The 18217-nt window shown below is 60.0% G+C and carries 21 protein-coding genes; 14 read left to right on the top strand and 7 right to left on the bottom strand.

Features of this window, described 5'->3' with window-relative positions:
* Positions 1 to 319: 319 nt before the first annotated feature.
* A complete protein-coding gene (locus tag R1W01_RS17600; protein WP_297753991.1) occupies positions 320 to 898 on the bottom strand; it encodes a hypothetical protein in 579 nt (192 codons plus the stop codon).
* A gap of 157 nt (positions 899 to 1055) precedes the next feature.
* On the opposite strand from R1W01_RS17600, the gene R1W01_RS17595 reads away from it, so the two are divergent.
* The 14 genes from R1W01_RS17595 (at position 1056) to R1W01_RS17530 (ending at position 12319) form a co-directional block, all read left to right on the top strand.
* Positions 1056 to 1388 (top strand): hypothetical protein, encoded by a 333-nt coding sequence (locus tag R1W01_RS17595; protein WP_297753994.1) that lies wholly within the window; start codon positions 1056 to 1058, stop codon positions 1386 to 1388.
* Positions 1360 to 1974 carry a lytic transglycosylase domain-containing protein gene (locus R1W01_RS17590; RefSeq protein ID WP_297753997.1) on the top strand — a complete coding sequence of 205 codons (615 nt, stop codon included), beginning with the start codon at positions 1360 to 1362 and terminating at the stop codon, positions 1972 to 1974. Before R1W01_RS17595 ends, R1W01_RS17590 begins: the two co-directional genes overlap by 29 nt.
* A gap of 19 nt (positions 1975 to 1993) precedes the next feature.
* Positions 1994 to 2275 carry a TrbC/VirB2 family protein gene (locus R1W01_RS17585; RefSeq protein ID WP_297754000.1) on the top strand — a complete coding sequence of 94 codons (282 nt, stop codon included), beginning with the start codon at positions 1994 to 1996 and terminating at the stop codon, positions 2273 to 2275.
* Between the two features lie 15 nt (positions 2276 to 2290).
* Entirely contained in the window at positions 2291 to 2662 is a 372-nt protein-coding gene (locus R1W01_RS17580; RefSeq protein WP_317275390.1) for a VirB3 family type IV secretion system protein, read from the top strand.
* On the top strand, positions 2637 to 5027 hold the full coding sequence (locus R1W01_RS17575; RefSeq protein ID WP_297754006.1) for a type IV secretion system protein B4: 2391 nt from the start codon (positions 2637 to 2639) through the stop codon (positions 5025 to 5027). Before R1W01_RS17580 ends, R1W01_RS17575 begins: the two co-directional genes overlap by 26 nt.
* Positions 5018 to 5218 carry a hypothetical protein gene (locus R1W01_RS17570; RefSeq protein WP_297754009.1) on the top strand — a complete coding sequence of 67 codons (201 nt, stop codon included), beginning with the start codon at positions 5018 to 5020 and terminating at the stop codon, positions 5216 to 5218. Before R1W01_RS17575 ends, R1W01_RS17570 begins: the two co-directional genes overlap by 10 nt.
* Positions 5218 to 6324: a lytic transglycosylase domain-containing protein gene (locus R1W01_RS17565; protein WP_317275389.1), complete on the top strand. Its 1107-nt coding sequence runs from the start codon at positions 5218 to 5220 to the stop codon at positions 6322 to 6324. Before R1W01_RS17570 ends, R1W01_RS17565 begins: the two co-directional genes overlap by 1 nt.
* Entirely contained in the window at positions 6321 to 7100 is a 780-nt protein-coding gene (locus tag R1W01_RS17560; protein WP_297754015.1) for a type IV secretion system protein, read from the top strand. The genes R1W01_RS17565 and R1W01_RS17560 overlap by 4 nt, the downstream gene beginning before the upstream one ends.
* Positions 7097 to 7537 (top strand): hypothetical protein, encoded by a 441-nt coding sequence (locus R1W01_RS17555; protein WP_297754018.1) that lies wholly within the window; start codon positions 7097 to 7099, stop codon positions 7535 to 7537. Before R1W01_RS17560 ends, R1W01_RS17555 begins: the two co-directional genes overlap by 4 nt.
* The gene (locus tag R1W01_RS17550) at positions 7537 to 8562 is read left to right on the top strand and encodes a type IV secretion system protein (protein WP_297754020.1); all 1026 of its coding nucleotides are present in this window, start codon (positions 7537 to 7539) and stop codon (positions 8560 to 8562) included. The genes R1W01_RS17555 and R1W01_RS17550 overlap by 1 nt, the downstream gene beginning before the upstream one ends.
* A gap of 6 nt (positions 8563 to 8568) precedes the next feature.
* Positions 8569 to 9225 carry a virB8 family protein gene (locus tag R1W01_RS17545; protein WP_297754022.1) on the top strand — a complete coding sequence of 219 codons (657 nt, stop codon included), beginning with the start codon at positions 8569 to 8571 and terminating at the stop codon, positions 9223 to 9225.
* A 6-nt stretch (positions 9226 to 9231) separates the two neighbouring features.
* Positions 9232 to 9951, top strand: coding sequence for a TrbG/VirB9 family P-type conjugative transfer protein (locus tag R1W01_RS17540; RefSeq protein WP_297754025.1), 720 nt, complete (start codon positions 9232 to 9234; stop codon positions 9949 to 9951).
* 2 nt (positions 9952 to 9953) lie between these two features.
* Complete coding sequence (locus R1W01_RS17535) at positions 9954 to 11342, top strand: TrbI/VirB10 family protein (RefSeq protein WP_297754028.1); 1389 nt, start codon at positions 9954 to 9956, stop codon at positions 11340 to 11342.
* Positions 11339 to 12319 carry an ATPase, T2SS/T4P/T4SS family gene (locus R1W01_RS17530; protein WP_411028174.1) on the top strand — a complete coding sequence of 327 codons (981 nt, stop codon included), beginning with the start codon at positions 11339 to 11341 and terminating at the stop codon, positions 12317 to 12319. Before R1W01_RS17535 ends, R1W01_RS17530 begins: the two co-directional genes overlap by 4 nt.
* 5 nt (positions 12320 to 12324) lie before the next feature.
* On the opposite strand, the gene R1W01_RS17525 is transcribed toward R1W01_RS17530, so the two are convergent.
* The 6 genes from R1W01_RS17525 to R1W01_RS17500 all read right to left on the bottom strand — a co-directional run bounded on the left by R1W01_RS17525 (position 12325) and on the right by R1W01_RS17500 (position 17905).
* The gene (locus tag R1W01_RS17525; RefSeq protein WP_297754031.1) at positions 12325 to 14220 is read right to left on the bottom strand and encodes a type IV secretory system conjugative DNA transfer family protein; all 1896 of its coding nucleotides are present in this window, start codon (positions 14218 to 14220) and stop codon (positions 12325 to 12327) included.
* Positions 14221 to 14234: 14 nt separating this feature from the next.
* On the bottom strand, positions 14235 to 16151 hold the full coding sequence (locus tag R1W01_RS17520; protein ID WP_297754033.1) for a relaxase/mobilization nuclease domain-containing protein: 1917 nt from the start codon (positions 16149 to 16151) through the stop codon (positions 14235 to 14237).
* Complete coding sequence (locus tag R1W01_RS17515; RefSeq protein ID WP_317275388.1) at positions 16144 to 16728, bottom strand: hypothetical protein; 585 nt, start codon at positions 16726 to 16728, stop codon at positions 16144 to 16146. Before R1W01_RS17515 ends, R1W01_RS17520 begins: the two co-directional genes overlap by 8 nt.
* Before the next feature lie 322 nt (positions 16729 to 17050).
* On the bottom strand, positions 17051 to 17278 hold the full coding sequence (locus R1W01_RS17510) for a hypothetical protein (protein WP_297754039.1): 228 nt from the start codon (positions 17276 to 17278) through the stop codon (positions 17051 to 17053).
* Entirely contained in the window at positions 17275 to 17634 is a 360-nt protein-coding gene (locus R1W01_RS17505) for a DUF2958 domain-containing protein (RefSeq protein WP_297754042.1), read from the bottom strand. Before R1W01_RS17505 ends, R1W01_RS17510 begins: the two co-directional genes overlap by 4 nt.
* Before the next feature lie 70 nt (positions 17635 to 17704).
* Positions 17705 to 17905, bottom strand: coding sequence for a hypothetical protein (locus R1W01_RS17500; protein WP_297754044.1), 201 nt, complete (start codon positions 17903 to 17905; stop codon positions 17705 to 17707).
* Positions 17906 to 18217 lie beyond the last annotated feature (312 nt).

The following is an 18217-nucleotide window of genomic DNA, read 5'->3' as shown; positions in this document are numbered from 1 at the left end:
GACCTGCTAGCGCATATCTCACCCCTCGGGTGGGCGCACATCCTTCTCACCGGCGAATACAGGTGGCCCAAAAGATGACCAAATAGCCTTAGCGTAGGATTCTGCACTCTCCGGCATCAGACCCCCTCCTCGCCTCACCGCACAACCTATAGCCGAAGGTTACATTATGACTTCGGCTGGCATGAGCCTGGTCTGGCGCGAATTTCGCTGGAACACCGGAAAGATCAGCAAGATGTGGTTTGTCGACCCGGAAGACATAGACGAAGAGCAAATCGAAATTCGTCGGATAGACTCAACCAAATAGCGTGTTAATTGGAAATCAGTAGCGAAACCACTCCGAGTGATCCATGTTGCCTTCGTAGTCGCCGTATTCGACCATTACGGCCCTATGGAAAAAGCTAAAGCGTCCTCCGCTACTCGGAAATGAAATCGACTGGCCATTCTCGCTGACAAAACTCTCGGGCCAGGGCTTGTGTGATCCGAAAACGCGCACATGATATCGGCAGTATCGGTTTTCGTGATCGCACGATCGTACGTACCAGTCCCACTGACGCGGATCGTCGCGCGATTCATATGACCGTCCGTAGAACCAAAGAACCCGGGTTTTCCGCAGCCATGCATATTCGGGGATGGATATGTCCAACTCCCCTTCCCCACCCGGCCCACCGAGTTCGATGGGAACGGCCGCAAAGGTACAAATGCCGAACGGTGGTCGAACTGGCCAGGGTGTAATCCGGCGGATCATCTCCGCGTAGGCAGCCGCGCAAACGGCACTCGATGGAAACCCTCCGGCCATGCAGAGCATGATCGCGCAGTCCATGTCGTAAGCACGAGATTGCTTTGCCGTGACCGGCAGAATCACCACTGACAAAACCAAGCTGAGAATGAACGAACGCATCTACCCCTCCGTGTGACGGCCAAAATCCGGCTCAACGTAGCGGCGAATTCACGCTTTCGCCATCTTTTTCTATTTTCTACGTTTTATATATATTGACTCTAACTGTAGTTTCCGTGTCATTTGCATCATGTAAGAAGGTCTCTCAAAGGGAGAGACCATGCCGATAGCTAGACACCTGAGTCTGATCACACTGGATGGTGTGAAGGACCTCATCGCGAGGAAGGTAGACTTCACCTGTCGGTACGAACTCGTGGGGGGCACAGGTGACGGGAAGCCGCTTTACCAGTGTGTCTATAGCGTCGGGGACGAGGAACTCATCCTGGTCGCGGCCAAGGTCCAGAAACACGGACCCAAGGTGCGCCATTTCGCGCTCTGGCCGGGGCTCGTCAATCATCACACCAATTATGGTGACGGCCGCCCTGTCTCTCTCGATCTCGATATCCGCAACGCCCCGGAGGGCGATGGCGGACCTGATGGTGATCAAGGCTGACGGCAGCGTCAGAACCTCCGGCTGGAATTTTCATGACCGAGAAACTGTAGAGCCTGCTGTCGCGCGTGAAGACGGGCCTGTTCCTGAAGGTCGTCACTCGATCCTCACCGCCATCCGCACAACTTCCGAACGGCATGCGGAAAACCGCGGTCTGCGTGCAGTTGGACTGACTGCCACCGAATGGCATTTTCTGTTCCAGGCCTTGATCGAGGCAGAAAGCAGCTACAATCCGACAGCCGTCAGCCCGAAAGGCGCCTATGGTTTGGGCCAGTTGATGCCAGCCACGGCGCGAAGCCTGGGCGTTGACCGGACCGATCCCAAGCAAAACCTCGAAGGCGCGGCGCGATACCTGCTGGCCCAGCTGTCAGAGTTTCGCAACATCGACCTGGCGCTGGCCGCATACAACGCTGGCCCGCACCGGGTTCGCGAATATGGCGGCGTTCCCCCATTCAAAGAGACGCGCAATTACATCGCGCGCATTCATCGCATCCGAGCACGTCTTTCCGGACAGCCTGCCGAGCAGCTCATAACCCGCACCGCCACTCACGGAACGTCGCGGGTGCCCGTTGTCATCGGCCTCAACTAATTCACCAAAGGAAATCCCAATGAGAATACCTCGTCTCCGACACCTATTGCCTGCCGCCACAACCCTGGCGTTTCTGGCAAGACCTGCCTTCGCGCAAGACCTCTCTCCGATCCAAACCATGCTGGAGACGGTCGAAGCCGCGCTGACGGGTCCGATCGGCATTGCAGTCGCCACGCTGGCCGTCATCGGTACCGGCTTCATGTGCATGATGGGACGCCTGAACTGGGGCTGGTTCGCCTCGGTCATCATCGGCATCGTGCTGATCTTCTCGGCCGGTACCATCGTCGACGGCTTTACCTAAGGCGTGGGTAAAGCAGTGGTAGAACGATCCCCTCTCTTCCTCGGCCTTGCACGTCCGCCGAAATATCTCGGCCTACCTGTCGGCTACCTCGTGGTGCTGGCCTCGNCAGTGGTAGAACGATCCCCTCTCTTCCTCGGCCTTGCACGTCCGCCGAAATATCTCGGCCTACCTGTCGGCTACCTCGTGGTGCTGGCCTCGGGCGTCGTTCTGCCCTTCATCTGGACCAAGTCGCTGATCTTCTTCCTGATCGGGATCATTACCTACCCGGTGCTCTGGTTTGTCGCTGACAAGGAACCGCATTTCTTCGAGGTGCTGCGGGTTTCCTACGGCTCGGTTCGCACGACGAAGAACCGACCTCTGCATGGAGGCGATAGCTTTGGCGCTTGATGGCATCAAATCTGTGCCCCCTGCCCTTTTAGCAGCCGACGGCGGCGCTTTCGCGCGGGAGAGTTTTCTCGCGGAGCATCTGCCGTATTTCTCGCGGGCTGCAGATGATGTGCTGATCCTGCGCGAGGGCGACCTGATGGCAACCCTGCGCCTTGATGGCCTCAACCCAATGACCACGCCGGACGCGGAACTCGACGCGCTGCGCCGGGCCGTTGCAGCCATCGTTGCTCAAACTGGCGATCTCTTCGGGTTCTACGTGCACCGGATTTCCGTACCACAGGATCTGGCATTGCAGCCCATTGAAGGCGACTGTTTTGCCGGTGAAATCGATCGGCGCTGGCAGCGCCATGTCACAGGCCTGCAACCCAAGAAGACACAGCTCTATCTCACCATCCTGCGTCGGCCCGAACTGACCTCCCGCCTGCCCCTCCTTCGCGGCCTTGCCCGCAAGGGCTGGGTTAAGAACCGTTCGGCGCGGATGCAGGAGCTCAACGAGGTTGTCGGATTTTTTGAAGTCGCGCTGGCCAATGCCAGGCCCAAACGGCTGACCACGGCTGGTGGTGAGTGGCTCGGGTTTCTGAACACGCTGAACTCAGGCGCCTTCGCGCCCGTCGCCTTCGGCCAAGGCGCCCTGCCCCTGTCACATCAACTAGGTGACGTCCGTGCTACCTTTGAGGGTGACACGGCGCGGATCGACTGCGCCACAACCGGCGCCACACGCTACGGCGCGCTTTTCAGCATCAAGTCCTACCCGGCACTCACCGATGTCACCCTGCTCGACGGGCTCGATCTGCCACTCGACATCGTGCTGACCAATTCATTCACGCCGATCCCAACCAACATCATGGCCGAGCGCATCCAGCGGATCATCCGTCAGATGCATGCCTCGGATGATGCCGCTGTTTCGCTGCGAGACCAGCTTGCCATTGCCGCAGATGACCAGGAGGCGGGGAGAATTGCTTTCGGCAATCATCACCTCTCCGTCGCAGTCTATGCCGAAAGTCGCGACTTGCTCGAACGCGCAGCCGCCCAGATCAAACGCGCGGGCCAGGAAATCATGGCGGTGATCGTGCGCGAAAACATGGCACTTAAAGCCACCTATTTTGCACAACACCCGGGCAACTTCGGCTACCGGGCGCGGCGCACACCGATCTCCTCAATCAACTTCGCCGATTTCGCCGCCCTGCATGGCTCAGTCGAAGGCCGAGGTGGCAAGGACAGCCCCTGGGGTGAACCGATCACCGTGCTGCCTTCCGTTGGCACCTCTGGCTACCGGTTCAATTTCCACGAGGCAGGCCATGCGGGCAAGGAACCCGCCGTCGGCCATACGCTGGTGCTGGGCCGGACCGGCACCGGCAAAACCCTGACCACCGCCTTTCTGGCGGCGCAGTCCCAAAGGGTCGGGACGCGGCTCTTCTTCTTTGACAAGGACCGAGGCCTTGAAATGGCCGTGCGTGCCTTGGGCGGCAAGTATCACGAGGTGCGTGCTGGCGTGCCAACCGGATTGAACCCGCTCGCCACCGAGACCGATAAGCGTGGCCGGGCCTGGTTGTCCGATTGGCTTGGCACACTGCTCTCCACCCACGGCACCCTGTCAGGCGAGCAATCCCGTCATATTCAAAACGCGGTGCGCCAGAACGCGGAAGCCGGGACTTCACTGCAGACATTCGAGAGTTTCGAGACCCTGTTCCGCTCCCTCGATGATGGCGGCGAGTTGCAATCGCGCGTGGGCGAATGGGTGCCCGGTGGGCGCTACGGCTGGGTCTTTGCCGCCAACCCGTCCGGGCCCACCCTGGCACTCGACAGCGACATCGTCGGTTTTGACATGACCGAGATCCTCGATATGTCGACCGAACGCATGGCGGTACTCTCCTACATCTTTCGCCAGATCGAACGCGTGGTCGAAGATCGACGCCCGACCATCATCGTACTCGATGAGGCATGGAAGCTGCTGGATGACGCGTATTTTGGGGCGCGGCTTGAGAGTTGGCTGGTGACACTCAGGAAGATGAACTGCGTCGTGATCATGATGACGCAATACCCCAGCCAGCTGCGCGAAGCCCGGGTCGGCAAAACCATCGTTGAAACCGTCCCGACCCAGATCCTCTTCCCCAATGACCGCGCCACAGCAGGTGACTACGATTTCCTACGCGTCTCAGAAAAAGAAGCTGCCCTGCTCACCCAGCCCACCGCCGGTCAACGCATCGCGCTGGTGCGGTCCGCCGGTGACAGCCTCTTTGTCGATGCCGATCTGTCTGCCCTCGGGGATTTGCTCCCGATCCTCGGGGGTGGGCGGACCGGCGAAGCGCAAGTTGGCGCCGAATGGCGCAACACCCCTGATTTCTGGAGAACGAAATGCGAGTAGCTTTGTTGATGATGACCCTTCTCGGCGTTGCCGCCTGTGAGCGTTACACCGAACAAACCTCACCCTGTTTCGGGAAGACTGGCGAGCCGGTTGTCTCCCGCAATGCAATGACGCCGCTCGCACTTTCCCTTTCGACGCAGTCACCGGACGAACCCAAGGACTGTGTATTTGAACCGTTGAACGGCAGCTGATGTACCGCGCGCTCTTCATATGCGCAGTCCTGTGCTGTGGGCCTTCGGCTGGACTGGCCCAAGGCGTTCCGACCCAGGACAATTCCGGGATTGGCCGACTTGTGGCGATCTTGGGCGGTCTTGGCGAGGACATGTCGGTCCAGCGCGAGACGACCTCCGCCCAGGACCAACTGGCCGAGGTTCAGGCCGAGCAACTCCGCGTGCTCGAAGAGATGACCTCAGCCATGACAGGTGCAGGGTTTGATATCGCCCATTTGGAAACCGGCGGCAGCTTTCCGGCCTCAGGCATCTATCCTGCGGTCAGCAACCACCCGATGGATGCCCGGCTCTTCGGAGAGGGGCGCGAGACCATCGAGATGATGATCGTGCGCGTCGCCGGTGATTTCGCCAGCGCGCCGGGTGTGGCCCGTGCGGGGCTGTCACCCACGCAATGGCGTTGTCTCTTCCAGGCGCTGATCAAGCAGGAAAGCCGGTTCAGCGTCACAGCACAAAGCCCGGTTGGCGCTTACGGCCTCACCCAGCTCATGCCCGGTACCGCTGCGGATATGGGTGTGGATCGCTATGATGTTATGGACAACCTGCGTGGTGGCGCGCGTTACATCACGACACAGTTGAACCGTTTCGGCACCATTCCGAACGCACTGGCCGCCTATAATGCCGGACCGGGGCGTGTCATCGAATATGGCGGTGTACCGCCCTTCAAGGAAACGCAAGGCTACGTCCGCAATATCTCGAAGTTTTACAACGAATACCTTGCTGTCATCGGCGGCGCCGATGCGCTTGGCACGCTGACCCCGACCGACATGGCACTGGCTGAGAATTCGAACATCTCGGATGCGAGCCTCTACTATGCCGCCGATGCGCACGCGACGACCGAACAGGTCGTCAACCGCCTCGCTGCCATCATTCGCCAGATCGATGCACAGCCCAACGTCAAAGCGGCGATGGAACTCAACACCTACGCGCGGGCGGAGATCGCCCGCATCCTCTCACTCCGGACGCGCCTGATGGCCGCGAACCAGACCCGCGAGGTGGCGCATGCCCAGCATCTGATGGTGGACCGGTTGGAGGAGCGAAAATTCATGGCCATGGAGGTATCTGAATGAAACGCTTTCTGCTTGGTGCGAGCGCAGCGCTTGCGCTCTCCATATCCCCTGCTTTCGTCCCCCCGGCCATCGCTCAAGGCGTGCCAACGTTCGACGGGCAGCAGCTTCGCCAACTGGTCCTGCAGATCGAACACATGGCGGAGGACCTGAATGTTCAACTCGAACAACTGGCCACCATGCGTCAGGAGTTGGAAACCCAACTCTCCCAGCTTCTGAACCTCGAAGCTCAACTCCGCTCCCTGATCGAAGGTTCAGGTGTTGGCGAGCTCTTTGCGACCATCGAGGAATTCGAGCGCCTCAAGGGCAAGCTTGTCGCCCCCTTGACCACATTGCAATCGCTTGCGGAAGGCGATTTCCTGTCCGGCTTTGTCGATGGTGCCGATCTCTCAGGACAGGTTGAATCGGTTCTGCGCGGCTCAGGCCTGACGTCGGAAAGCCTCGCCACCCTGTCATCCTCATCTGAGCCCGCAGACACGCGCCTCGCTACATCCGCCGGGGCCAGCGCGATGCTGTCGGTTGCTGCCCAGGAAAGCCATGAAGAAGCAGGCGCCAGTCTGGAACGTATCGAAACCATGGTCGGGCTCATTGACGATCAGGACGGGCTCAGGGCCGCCGTCGATCTCAACACCCGTGTCACGGCGGAGCTCGGGATCATCATGACCCAAATCTGGCGTCTGGAAGCCGCACAAGGCGTGAGTGCGGGTCAGCTCGGTGTTGTCGATGCCGCCACCCTCGCAGCCGAGCGCAAATTCCGTTCCATGGAGGTCCCCGAATGAGACGGAACGCCGTCAGCGGGTGGAGCGTCCACCTCGATCAGTACGCCGCCAGCGCGTGGAGCGCGGTCGTCGCCGTCGGCAGTCTATTGATCTTTGCTACGCCAATCGCAGCTCAAACCTCAGACGGGTTCGAGACCATGACACAGCCCGAAGAGCCAACTCAGGCGTGTGACACGCCGCGCCCGCCCCGTGATCTGCATTCCTTCGCTTATGTCCGGAACGGGTACCGGGAGATTTTGCGGATCGTCGCTGCCGAACACGCAGTTGAGACGCAATTCTGTGGCTGCCAATTTGACCTGGTTGGTTGGGAAGATGCGATTCTAGCGACCGACCGGTTTCAAACGTCTGACAACCCGAAACTCCCCTTCGATGTCATTGCTCTACGCGGGCAAGCCGACGCTGTTGAAAATAAGCTTGAAGAGGTCTGCGCCGAGTAATGGGGATCATTCGCGACATATTGGGTGAGGTTGACACGGCCATCGACACTGTCGCCGAAGCCGGGTTTGTCCAGGCCGCGGGTCAAGTTGGTGATGTGATATCCGTGGGATCCGGTGTGCTACTGATCCTGCTCGGCATCAATGTGGTCATGCAACTTCGACCGATGACATTCGGAAGCGCTTTCGCCTTCGGCATCAAACTGGCCCTGGTCGGGATATTCGCCCAGAGTTGGGACAATTTTTCCGTCATCTATGGCATCGTCACCGATGTGCCGGACGCAATTGGCGCGCGCATTCTGTCGCTCACGGCCTCCGGTGACGAGGCGGGCGTTTACGAAAGCCTCGATTCCATGGTGAACCGCATCACCGCCTATGGCGATACCATCGGGGACAACGCGGGCTGGGTGTTTGGTGCCGTGCTGGGCGCGATCTTCTTCGTGCTATCGGCGATCTTCGCCGCTGTCACCGCCGGGATCATCGCCTTCGCCAAGATCGTCTTCACGCTGATGATCGTCATCGCGCCCTTCATGATCCTGGCCTCGCTCTTTAAGCCGACCCAATCGCTTTTCGAGGCCTGGTCGCGTGCAACCGTCGGTTACGCGCTCATGCCGGTGGCGGCTGCGGGCGCCGCCGGGATCATCGTCGCCATCGCCGAAAACATCGGGGCTTCCTCGGCCGACCCCGACAATGTGGCCACGATCAGCCTGATCCTGCCCTTCCTTGTCATCCTGATCCTGAGCGCGGGCATTATGGCCTCGGTGCCCTACATCGCCTCAAACCTGACCGGTGTGGTCGGCATCGCCTCGAATGCCATCGGCCTTACCGGTCTGGCACGGCAAGGCGTCGTGAACGCTGGTGAATATGGAACCGGTGGGGCCGCCCGCATGGCTACCGGGAAAACACCTCATGAGTTGCGCCATGCCACCAGCGACGGCCTCGTCAAAACCGGCCAGGTCATTCGTCAATCACCCGGCGCGCTCCTTGCCCGCGCCAAATCCTTCCGAAATCCCAACCAGACCCCCTGAGACACAATGAGCAAAGCACGCGACGCCTTCGAGGCGGATTTTATCTACGGGCCACGGCGACGAGAACGGTTTGCGTATTTCGTGGCAGCCGCCGGCATCATTGTCGGGCTTGCCGGGTTCCTCGGCGCCGTTTCTCTCTTCCCGTTGAAATCGGTCGAGACCTTCGTCGTCGTGGTCGACAAGGAGACCGGCGAGATGGACCGCGTCTCGCAGGTCGCGGCCCTCACCCTCAATGAAAGCGATGCCATCATCCAGGCCAATCTCGTGGCTTACGTCGATGATCGGGAAACCTATGACCTCACTGATGGCGAACAGCGTATCAACTCGGTGCTTGATCGCTCTGACAGTGACGCCGCCCGCACCCTGCGCGATCTCTGGTCCTCATCAAACGAGGACTATCCGATTACGGTCTATGGCCGCGAAGCCAAGATCGACGTTGTGATCCGCTCGGTAAACCAGATCGAGCCGGGCGTCGCCCAGGTCCGTTTCACGCGAACGCTGCGGCGTGAGCGCGACACTCGAACTGTGACCCGACCCTACGTCGCCACGCTGGCGTACGAATTCCGCCCGCAAACCCGCCAACGCCTGCAGGATGTCTGGGCCAACCCCCTTGGCTTCGTCGTCACCTCCTACCGCGTCGATGCCGAAACTCTCGAGAATTGATTTCCCATGAAGTTCATTACACCTTTCCTGCTTGCTGCAGCACTCCCCACCCTGGTCTCCGCCGAGGCAACACCCCAGGGCGGTCCGCTCGATATCCGCATCCGCTATGCCGTCTACAACGAGAACCAGGTCTTCCGGATCGAAACCGATTTGCGCCATTCGACCACGATCCACTTTGGCCGTGGCGAACGGTTCGAAGCGGTCATCGTTGGCGACACGGAAAGCTTCCAGGTCGATCCGATCCCCGAGCTTGGCAATGTGCTGACCATCAAGCCGCATGTCGCCAGGGCCTCGACCAACATGACGGTGATCACCAACCGGCGCAGCTATTCCTTCCATCTGCGTGAAGGGTCGATCCCGAACCGCACTGGCATGTTTTTCGAGGTACGGTTCAAATACCCCGAAGAGGCTCGGCGTTCACGTCCCAGTACCGCAAAGGGCTTTGAGGCGCCGCGCAACTACGCCTATCTCGTCTCGGGCGAGAGCGATTTCCGCCCCACAACAGTCTATGACGACGGGCGCTATACGTATTTCACCTTCCCGGAAAACACCCGACAGCCAGCCATCTTCAAGGTCGACGATCAGGGTCGTGAACGCACGGTCAACTGGACGCAAGACGGCAATACCGTCCGCGTGCTCGGCGTGAACGACTACTGGACCCTGCGGATTGGTGACGAAGCGCTCTGCATCGCGCGGGATCAATCCGCCATCTACGTGAGCAATTGACCATGGCCGACGATCCTGATCTGCAAAAACGCCTCGACACGTTCAAGGATGGCAAGCCGAAACCCCGGTCCGGCGGCATCGGTGTAGGAGCTCTGGCAATCGCCCTCGCTCTTGGCGGCGCGGGAGTAGCCTACTGGTTGGCGAGCAGCGCCCAGGACGGTCCAACACAACTTGAGACATCCGAGGTCACACCCTTTCAGGACGGCCGCCCCGGTGGTGGACGCCTGGAGTTCCCCCCGGATGAAAGCGACCGTCGCGTCAATGATGCGCTCATTGCGGTGGAGGAAGCCCTCGACGTGCCTGCGGCCCCTGCCCCCGAACCGAGCCAGGAGGTCCTGAACGAACTGGCGCAGCTACGTGAGGCATTGGCGGCCAGTCAATCGGCCCGCAACGCGGAAATCCAGGCCGCTGTTGGGGATCTGCGCGAAGCCTTTGATGCCCAGACCAAGGCACTGGAGGAACAGATCGCGGAACGGGAGCGTGAATTGACAGCTCTCGAGCGCGAAAGCGATGCAAAGCTTTCCGGCCTGCAAAGCCTGCTTGATGCCGAGCGCGCACAACGAGAGGCACTGGAAACCGAGATTCAGCAGGGTGCTCTGATCGCTGATCAACGGTTGTTGGAGGAACGACGACGGCAAGAAGAGGAACGCGCGGCCGCGGAGTTGCTGACGGCTCAGATACGATCGCCCGCAGTCGTGTATTCGGATGGTCAGGGGAGTTCCGCTGCTTCTGGTACAGCGGTTTCCAGAACGGCGGGCGCAAGTGCGCCCCTGAATGAAAACGAGGTCTATCTCCAAACCGCCGCACGCCCTCTTGAGATCGAAGAGGCCGCGCGTATGGAATTCCCGGATCGCACGCTCGCACAAGGCTCCGTGATCCAGGCCGCGCTGCAAACTGCGATCAACAGCGATCTGCCCGGCAATGTTGTAGCGGTGGTTTCTGAACCGGTCCCAGCATTCACCGGGGACCGTATCCTGATCCCGCGCGGCTCGCGGCTTTTCGGACAATACCGCTCTGGTGTCGAAGTCGGCCAGAAGCGAATTCTGATCCTCTGGACCCGTATCCTCACACCCGACGGAACCTCAATCAATATCGCCTCTGTCGGCGCTGATCGGCTTGGCCGCTCCGGCATAACCGGCCTCGTCGACACCAAATTCCTTGAACGCTTCGGTGGCGCTGCGCTGATCTCGATCATCGGGGCTGCCCCCTCCGTAGCCGCCGATCGCGTCAATGACGAAACCGCATCCGACGTTCTTGCGGATATTGGCTCCGATCTGTCTGACGCCACCAGTTCCGTCATCGCCGATCAGGTCTCGATGTCGCCGACAATCTATGTAGATCAGGGTGCGGGTGTGACCGTGCTCGTGGACAGGGATGTTATTATTCATTGAATATAGAAGTATTCCCTTCCTCTTATCTCGAACGCTATCTTGCACCTTTTGAACACTGGCTGACCGATGATGACGTCATCGAGCTGGCCATCAATCCGGACGGTCGGGTGTGGATCGAACGACGTGGTTCCATTGCGATGGAATGTGCTGACAAGGCCGTAGACGCAGTTGATGCGGTCAACCTCGGCACGACCATGGTCGGCGATGCCAAGGGCAAAGTCTCCGAAAAGAACCCGCTGGTGTCCGGAAAAGTAGAGTTTCGGGGGAGACCGCTAAGGGTGCAGGTCGTGGTTTCGCCTGCTGTGGAGCAAGGGGCCGCGATCACCATCCGGCTGTTTGGGCAAACCAACATTCGCAACTATGAGCCCACCTACCTTCAGGGCAAAGCTGTTTCTCTGACCGACATTCGAGAGGAGAAGCTGAAAGCAATTTCGAAACAGGCAGAAACCGATCTGACTGGAGCACTGCAGCAGCTTGTTGAGAACCGCCTCAACATCCTGGTGAGTGGCGGGACCTCAACGGGTAAGACGACCTTTGCGCGTCATCTTTTGACGCATGTTCCTGACAATGAGCGGCTCATCACAATTGAGGATGCGCTCGAGCTGTTTCCGCACCAGCCAAATTCAGTCTGCCTGCTCGCGAGTCGAATCAAGGACAGCCCGCGCTCAGCTGGTGCACTGTTGCAAGCCTCGCTCAGAATGCGACCAGACCGGATCGTTGTCGGCGAGTTGCGAGGTGCGGAAGCTCTCACTTACCTCGAAGCGATCAACACTGGGCATGGCGGGTCGGTGTCGACAATTCACGCCGAAACAGCAGAACTTGCCATTGACCGGCTGGCAATCATGGTTCTCCAGGCCGGAACACCGCTGACCTTTGCAGAAGTGCAGACCTATATTCGAAAATCGATTGATGTGATCGTGCAGTTGGGGCGGACTGAGGGGAAGCGAGGGATTGCAGAATTGTTGGTGTTGGGCTGAAACAGCTATTCTGCCAACAGATCCCCGATAAAACTCTCCTGCCGGTCCAGCACTTGCTCCCACTCCGGCGGCACCCCTTCGTCACGGTCCATATCCTCCGGCCGCAAATCCTCTGCATCGGGTTTCGCGGCCACCGCCCGCATCGCGCGCGCCTGTCGCCGCCGCGACCTCAGCGTGCTGGTTGAGTCCTCCTCCTCAACATCCTCCCCGTCATCATCACCATCAACCCATGGCCCCACCCCTTCCACGCTCGGTGGATAGGGGTAGTCCCTGCCCTCCTGCTGCTCGACCATCCCTTTGAACATCGGATCATCGTAGTACTTGATCCGCTGCGCCTTGATCGGGTGCTGCGGCGAAGCGAGAATGATGACCTCATCCGGATCGAGCAGCCGTGCCTCGGTCTCCGACAACAGCGGTCGCTCCTCCAGCCGCGCACTGGTCGAGGTCGCGCCAAGGATGCCCTTGTTGCGCCCATACATGCGTGTGATGGCCTCTCGGGTGGTGCTGCCAACTGCCGCCGATACCTCCCGAACGGTGCGTTGGTCACGCGGCGTGATGTAGAGCTTGAGCCCTGCCCCGTTTTCCAGGCTCTCACGGCCTTCGGACCCATAGATGCGATCCAGAGCCGCCAGCGACTGCGCGATCATCGCCACGCGCCCACCATAGCTTGCCAGCGAATGGATTGCGCGCTCGAGATAAGGCATCGCCCCCATCTGCTGGAATTCATCGATCATCATCATGACCGGCCAAGGCTCATCAGGACCCGGTTCGTTCAGGCGTAGACTTGCAATGAGATCGGCAAACATGAGACGCAGGAGGGGTGCCAACGTTGCGATGTGATCCTCGGAAACCACAATATAGAGCGAATGCGGTTTGCGCCGGAACCGGCCAAAGTCGAAGTCACTCGCCTCGGTCGCCGAGCGCACCGCCGGGTTGTCCCATTGCTTGAGGCCGGCAGTCATCAGCGCCTGGATGTTCGAGGTCAAAAGCCGTGACGAGGCGCTGGCCGCATTGGTCCAGAGCTCACGCACCACCTCTTCCTTCGCTTCTTCGGCATAGGCGCTGTACTGGGCGTTCTTGTAATCCCCTGCCGAGACGATCTTGTTGACCTCGCCTAAGGTGGGTGTCCCGCGCTGAATTGCCAGCAGACAGGCGGCCACGAAGATCGACTTGCCGGCTTCCGAGAAAGTGTCGAGGGTCTTGTTGTCCTTGTCGAGGAAGAGATCGGCCAGGATCGACACCTCGGTAAACTGTTGCGCGAAGCTGGGATAGGCTGCAATGCGGGCCAGCGGGTTGTAGCGATGAGTGCTGTTGGCCCAGTCAAACGGGCTGAACCGGAAAACCTCGTCGCCATTCAACGCCCTCAGCCGCGAGGTTTTGTCGAAATTCTCGCCTTTGACGTCGAGAACCACGACCGAGCCCGCGAAAGACAGAAGGTTCGGGATCACGAAACCCACGCCTTTACCGGCCCGGGTTGGCGCCACCATCATCACATGCGGGATTTCGGTGGAGGAGATAAAGTCAGCTTTGGAATTCGGCTTACCGAGCTTGCCGCAGACAAAGCCTTTGCCCGGGCCTTGCAGCATGCCGTTCTTTCGAAGCTCCGCTTTGGTCTGCCAATGGGCCGAGCCATAGTCGTACTGTTCCCGTTTCCACGTCCAGGCGGCGGCGAGGACACCAAGCCCAAGTGCTCCGAACCCAACAGCCCCAAAGGCTACCTTGAAGGCTTCGGGATGAGCGAGGCGCAACCCTGCACCGGCACGCCAGACCGCAAACATGTCGAACTGGCCATATCCGGTGCGCAGCGCCAGCGCCAGGTAGAAGCTGGCGACAATGGTGCCCAGCAGCGTGCCACAGATCAGACCGAAGGGCACCGCGGCCCAGAGAGGGATGGGTTTCATATAAGGTGCTCCGATCAGAAGGACATTTCGTCGTCGAGATCGCGCCCGAGCTCTCGGGATTTGGCCTGCTCGGCTTCCATCTGCCGGGCCACCTCCGTCACCTTGTCCTGCTGCAGGGCGGCAGCACGTTCGGTAAAGACCTGATCGCCGGTTTCTTCGTGGGTCATTTCGAGGAATTCCTGCGTGACCGTGATCTGATCGATCTTGCCGGGTAGTGCTTCTTCCAAAACCGCGTAGTTGCCGCGCCGCAGCTCGGCCAGGCCTTCCTCGCCCAGCTCTTTGAAGAGCTCAGCCTGCAAGGTCCGCTCGACCACCTCTTCCTGGTCCTCGGTGAGTGTGCCCTCTTTCAGCATATCCGCCAGTTCCTGCAGATAGACGTTCGGTCCTCGGTCTGCATCGTCGACCAGAGAGAGGTCTTGCCCATCTTCAACACTGAGTCCCGCCCCGACAGGTACACCCATATCCCGGGCGCGCTCCATGATGCGATCCATCACACCATCAACCTTCTCGAGCGCCGCATCGAGTTGGTCGTCGTTAGCAGTCTCGACCGTGAGGCCGTCCTTCGCCAAGACCGCCCCCATGTCCCGCTCGACCCAATCCTGCGCCAACCCGTAGTTTGTAGTGCCGCCCGAGACGATCCGGGCGGTGAGATCATCACCGTCGATCCCCGCTTCCTGCGCATCTGACAGGATGCCTTCCAGAGCCTCGTCCCGCCCGGATTGCAGTGCTTCGACCATGCGCACGTCCCCTGCGCCCGGCGGATAGGGTTCGGCCAGGTCCCGACCAAACCGCGCCCGCAGATCGGGGTCTGGCACCATCTGCGACAGATCGCGAATGATCGGTGCGGCTTTCACCTCGAAGCTGGCGCGTGCCTGGCCGTCCAATTCTTCGGCCTTGAGCCGCAGGGCCTCGATGGTGCGTTCGGAATACTCGATCGCATCCCCGACGGTCTGGATGTCATTCATATCAATCTCTCCTGCGGTGAACTGGTGAACGGTACTAGTGCCAAGCCCCTTGGCCATCGCTCGCACAGCGCCTGCAAGGTGGCGCTGGTCCATACGATCGAGCAGATCGGCGAGCTTGGCATAGTCCTTGGCAAAGCCCACGACCTGCGCCTGGGCGATGGCGGATTCTTCCGGCGTCATCGCGATTTCGCGCGGCAGACGTGCCTCTTCCTTGGCGCGGTAAATCTCCTCGATGCCGGGAGCCTTGGCAAAGATGCCGCGCTCAAGCCGGGTGGTGGCGTCCAGCATCACGCCATAGCCCTCAGCGATCTCCGCCTGCTTCTCACGCATGAGCTGGGGCGACATCACCCCCTCGGCCCAGCAAGAGAACCAGGTCCCGTGTTCGCGGCCGCGATTGTTCAGAACGATATGCGCATGGCGATGCGCGCGGTCGTCATGGACCGCCAGCAAGTAATCCCACTGGTCGCCATATTCGCCGCTCTCAAAGAAATGCTCGGCCCAGTCGAGCGCGATGTCGCGGACCGTGTCGGTGCTGACATCCGTGGGGAAAGACAGAAGCATATGCGAGGTGAAGCCAAGCTTGGTCGTGCCGCGCCAGGTCTCGGACCAAGCTTCGATGATCTCTTCCTTCTGCGCACCTGTGAGAACCGCCGCGTCATCCAGCGGGTTGGTCATCGTCGAGTAGGTAAAGACCGCCTTGTCGTTGATATAGGAAAGCTGGTTGCCAAGGCTGGCCCGCGTCTTGCACCCTCCTGCCCTGATCCGTTTGAACACCGCAGCCCGGCTCTGACCGGATGCCGCCTTCGCGATGTTGCGCACAGAGAGCCGCCCGACGCGCGCATAGCTGCGCCCTTGCCTGCGCCCAGCCAACCGCGCATCGATCCGCGCCTGGGCCTTTCCCCGGATGCGCTCATCTTCCCAGAGGCGCCCCATGACCGAGGTGTAGAGGGAAAGGGGATCAGCCATTTGCGGTGACCTCCCTTACGCTCTCTGCCTCATTTGCCTCAACGATATCCGGCAGCCCTGCCCCGCGCTGCACCTGCGCCAGATCCTTCATCGCACCAAGGTCGCGGGTCATCTTCTGTGCCAGTTCGACAAGCTCGGAAACCAGTGCCCGATCCTCGTCCGTGAGGACCAACCGTCCCCGCCGTACCGCCTTGGCAAGGGCCATCCCGGCATCGGTCAGATCGCGCGATTGACGCCAGGCCCCGACAAACCCATCGAGCCGATCTGCGGTCACATCCATGAACCCACAGCGTGCCCGCACGACTGCTTTCAGCGCCTGGCTGCGATTGGCAAAACCTCGTGCCTGCCAGTCTGCGTCGAATGCCTGAAGCTCGGATTGAGACGCCCGGAAGGTAACCACTTCGGATGGATCGCGGACCGCTACACCCTCACCGATCTCCTCCTTTGCCAGGCGCGACACGTGCCGCAGCGACACACCGAATTCGGCTGACAAATCCCGCCCCGCCTCGCCGGCCTGGAACCGCCGTGCGATCTCGATCCGCTGTTCAATCGTCAGGTTTTTGCCGCGTGCCGCCACCTCAGACCCCTCGGACAAAATGTGTATACATTTGCCATATCCTGCCAATGTCTCTTCTTACCACGTTTTATATATTTCATACCTTCATGTCAATTCGTCTTTAGCTGAAACAGGGTGAGTCTGGGAGTCGAATGAGCGTTTTGGAATGCCCTCAAGGTCCAATCCTCGATGACCGAATTGGCCTTAGTTCTCATGGGTATGACGTACATGCCGAAGCACCGGCTCTGTCTGAGGCACGTCGAAAACGGGGGCGTAAAGGCATAGAGAAAAGCCACCCGAAACGGGTGACCTTGAAGGTTTCAAAACAGCTTTCAGGTGTCATTCAGGCTGCGGTTCCATCGTGATCCGTGAGCACCATGTCTTTCGTAACACCGACAAAGAGCGGTGTGATTTGGTACTCACCGTCCTCGATTTCCGGCGGCGTCACGGCGACGATTGCCACGGCTGGTTCGCCATCGAGGAAGCAGGAGAACAGCGCGAAATTGTCGTGCTCTCCCGAAGTCAGCGCCTCGAAGGCGCTGATGTGTTCAGGACGAATGTTCGTTCTCATGTGACGATCCCTCCGGCCTCACGGGCGCGGTCGGCATAGGTGCCGAGTGGCGCGTCTGCGTTGAAGTGAAGGTCCCGCTCAATCGGTAGGCCAAGACGGCCACGATGCGCCTTGAGGACGCTGAGCCGAACGGAACCCAGTTCCGGATAGCCAAGGCCGAGATCGCAAAGACCGAAGGCGATGTCAGGGTCTTCAGGATCGGTTTCGCTGAGGAGCCAGGTGGCGCCGCCGTCAGGCGTGAAGAGCTTGACCACCGGTTTGAAGTCGATGGTATATTCACCGGTTTCGATGCGCTCCTGGTTGGCGCGGCCATTGGCGGCCAGCTGGTCGAGGATGGATTGGGGCAAAAGTTCCATTGTGTCTGTCCTTCGTATGAGATGTCGGTGAGGTTTGATGGGAGGGACGCAAGGCCCCTCCTCGGCCGGGTCACTCGGCGACCTGGCCGTCGTCGCTGTCGGGCCTAGGCTCGAAGAGGACGAGCTCGCCATTCACCGGATTTGCGAAGAGCTGGATGGTCATGAAGGACTTGGCGCCTTCGTTCTGCGGGAAGGCGACACCCACCTTGTGGAAGCGGGTTTTGCCATCCTTGCCGGTGTCGGGGGTCGTGACGGTGTAGTACTTGGTCATATCAGTTCTCCTTCGTTTTCGATGCAAACGGGAGACCGTGTCTGCCCGGGCCGGCTGTCAGGCTGAACTTTGGCGCGCGAGGAATGGTGGCGTGAGCCGCCAGGGGAAAGTTCTGCTTGAAGGGGGTGGCTGAAAGCCGCGCCCGGCAGCCGGGCCAGGTCACGGAGATTGCATCAGAAAGAAAACGAGAGGGGAACCGAGGTGGCCGGGCTGCGTGCCAATCACGCCAGACCGCAAAAGGATTGGAAACGTCCACGATGGATGATGCCTGTGGTTGGATGAACCAGCCACGACCAGAATGACACGTCCCTG

The organism is Shimia sp. FJ5 (assembly GCF_032918335.1).
GTDB classification, from domain to species: domain Bacteria; phylum Pseudomonadota; class Alphaproteobacteria; order Rhodobacterales; family Rhodobacteraceae; genus Shimia; species Shimia aestuarii_A.
This window is presented reverse-complemented; position numbering and strand designations above follow the sequence as displayed.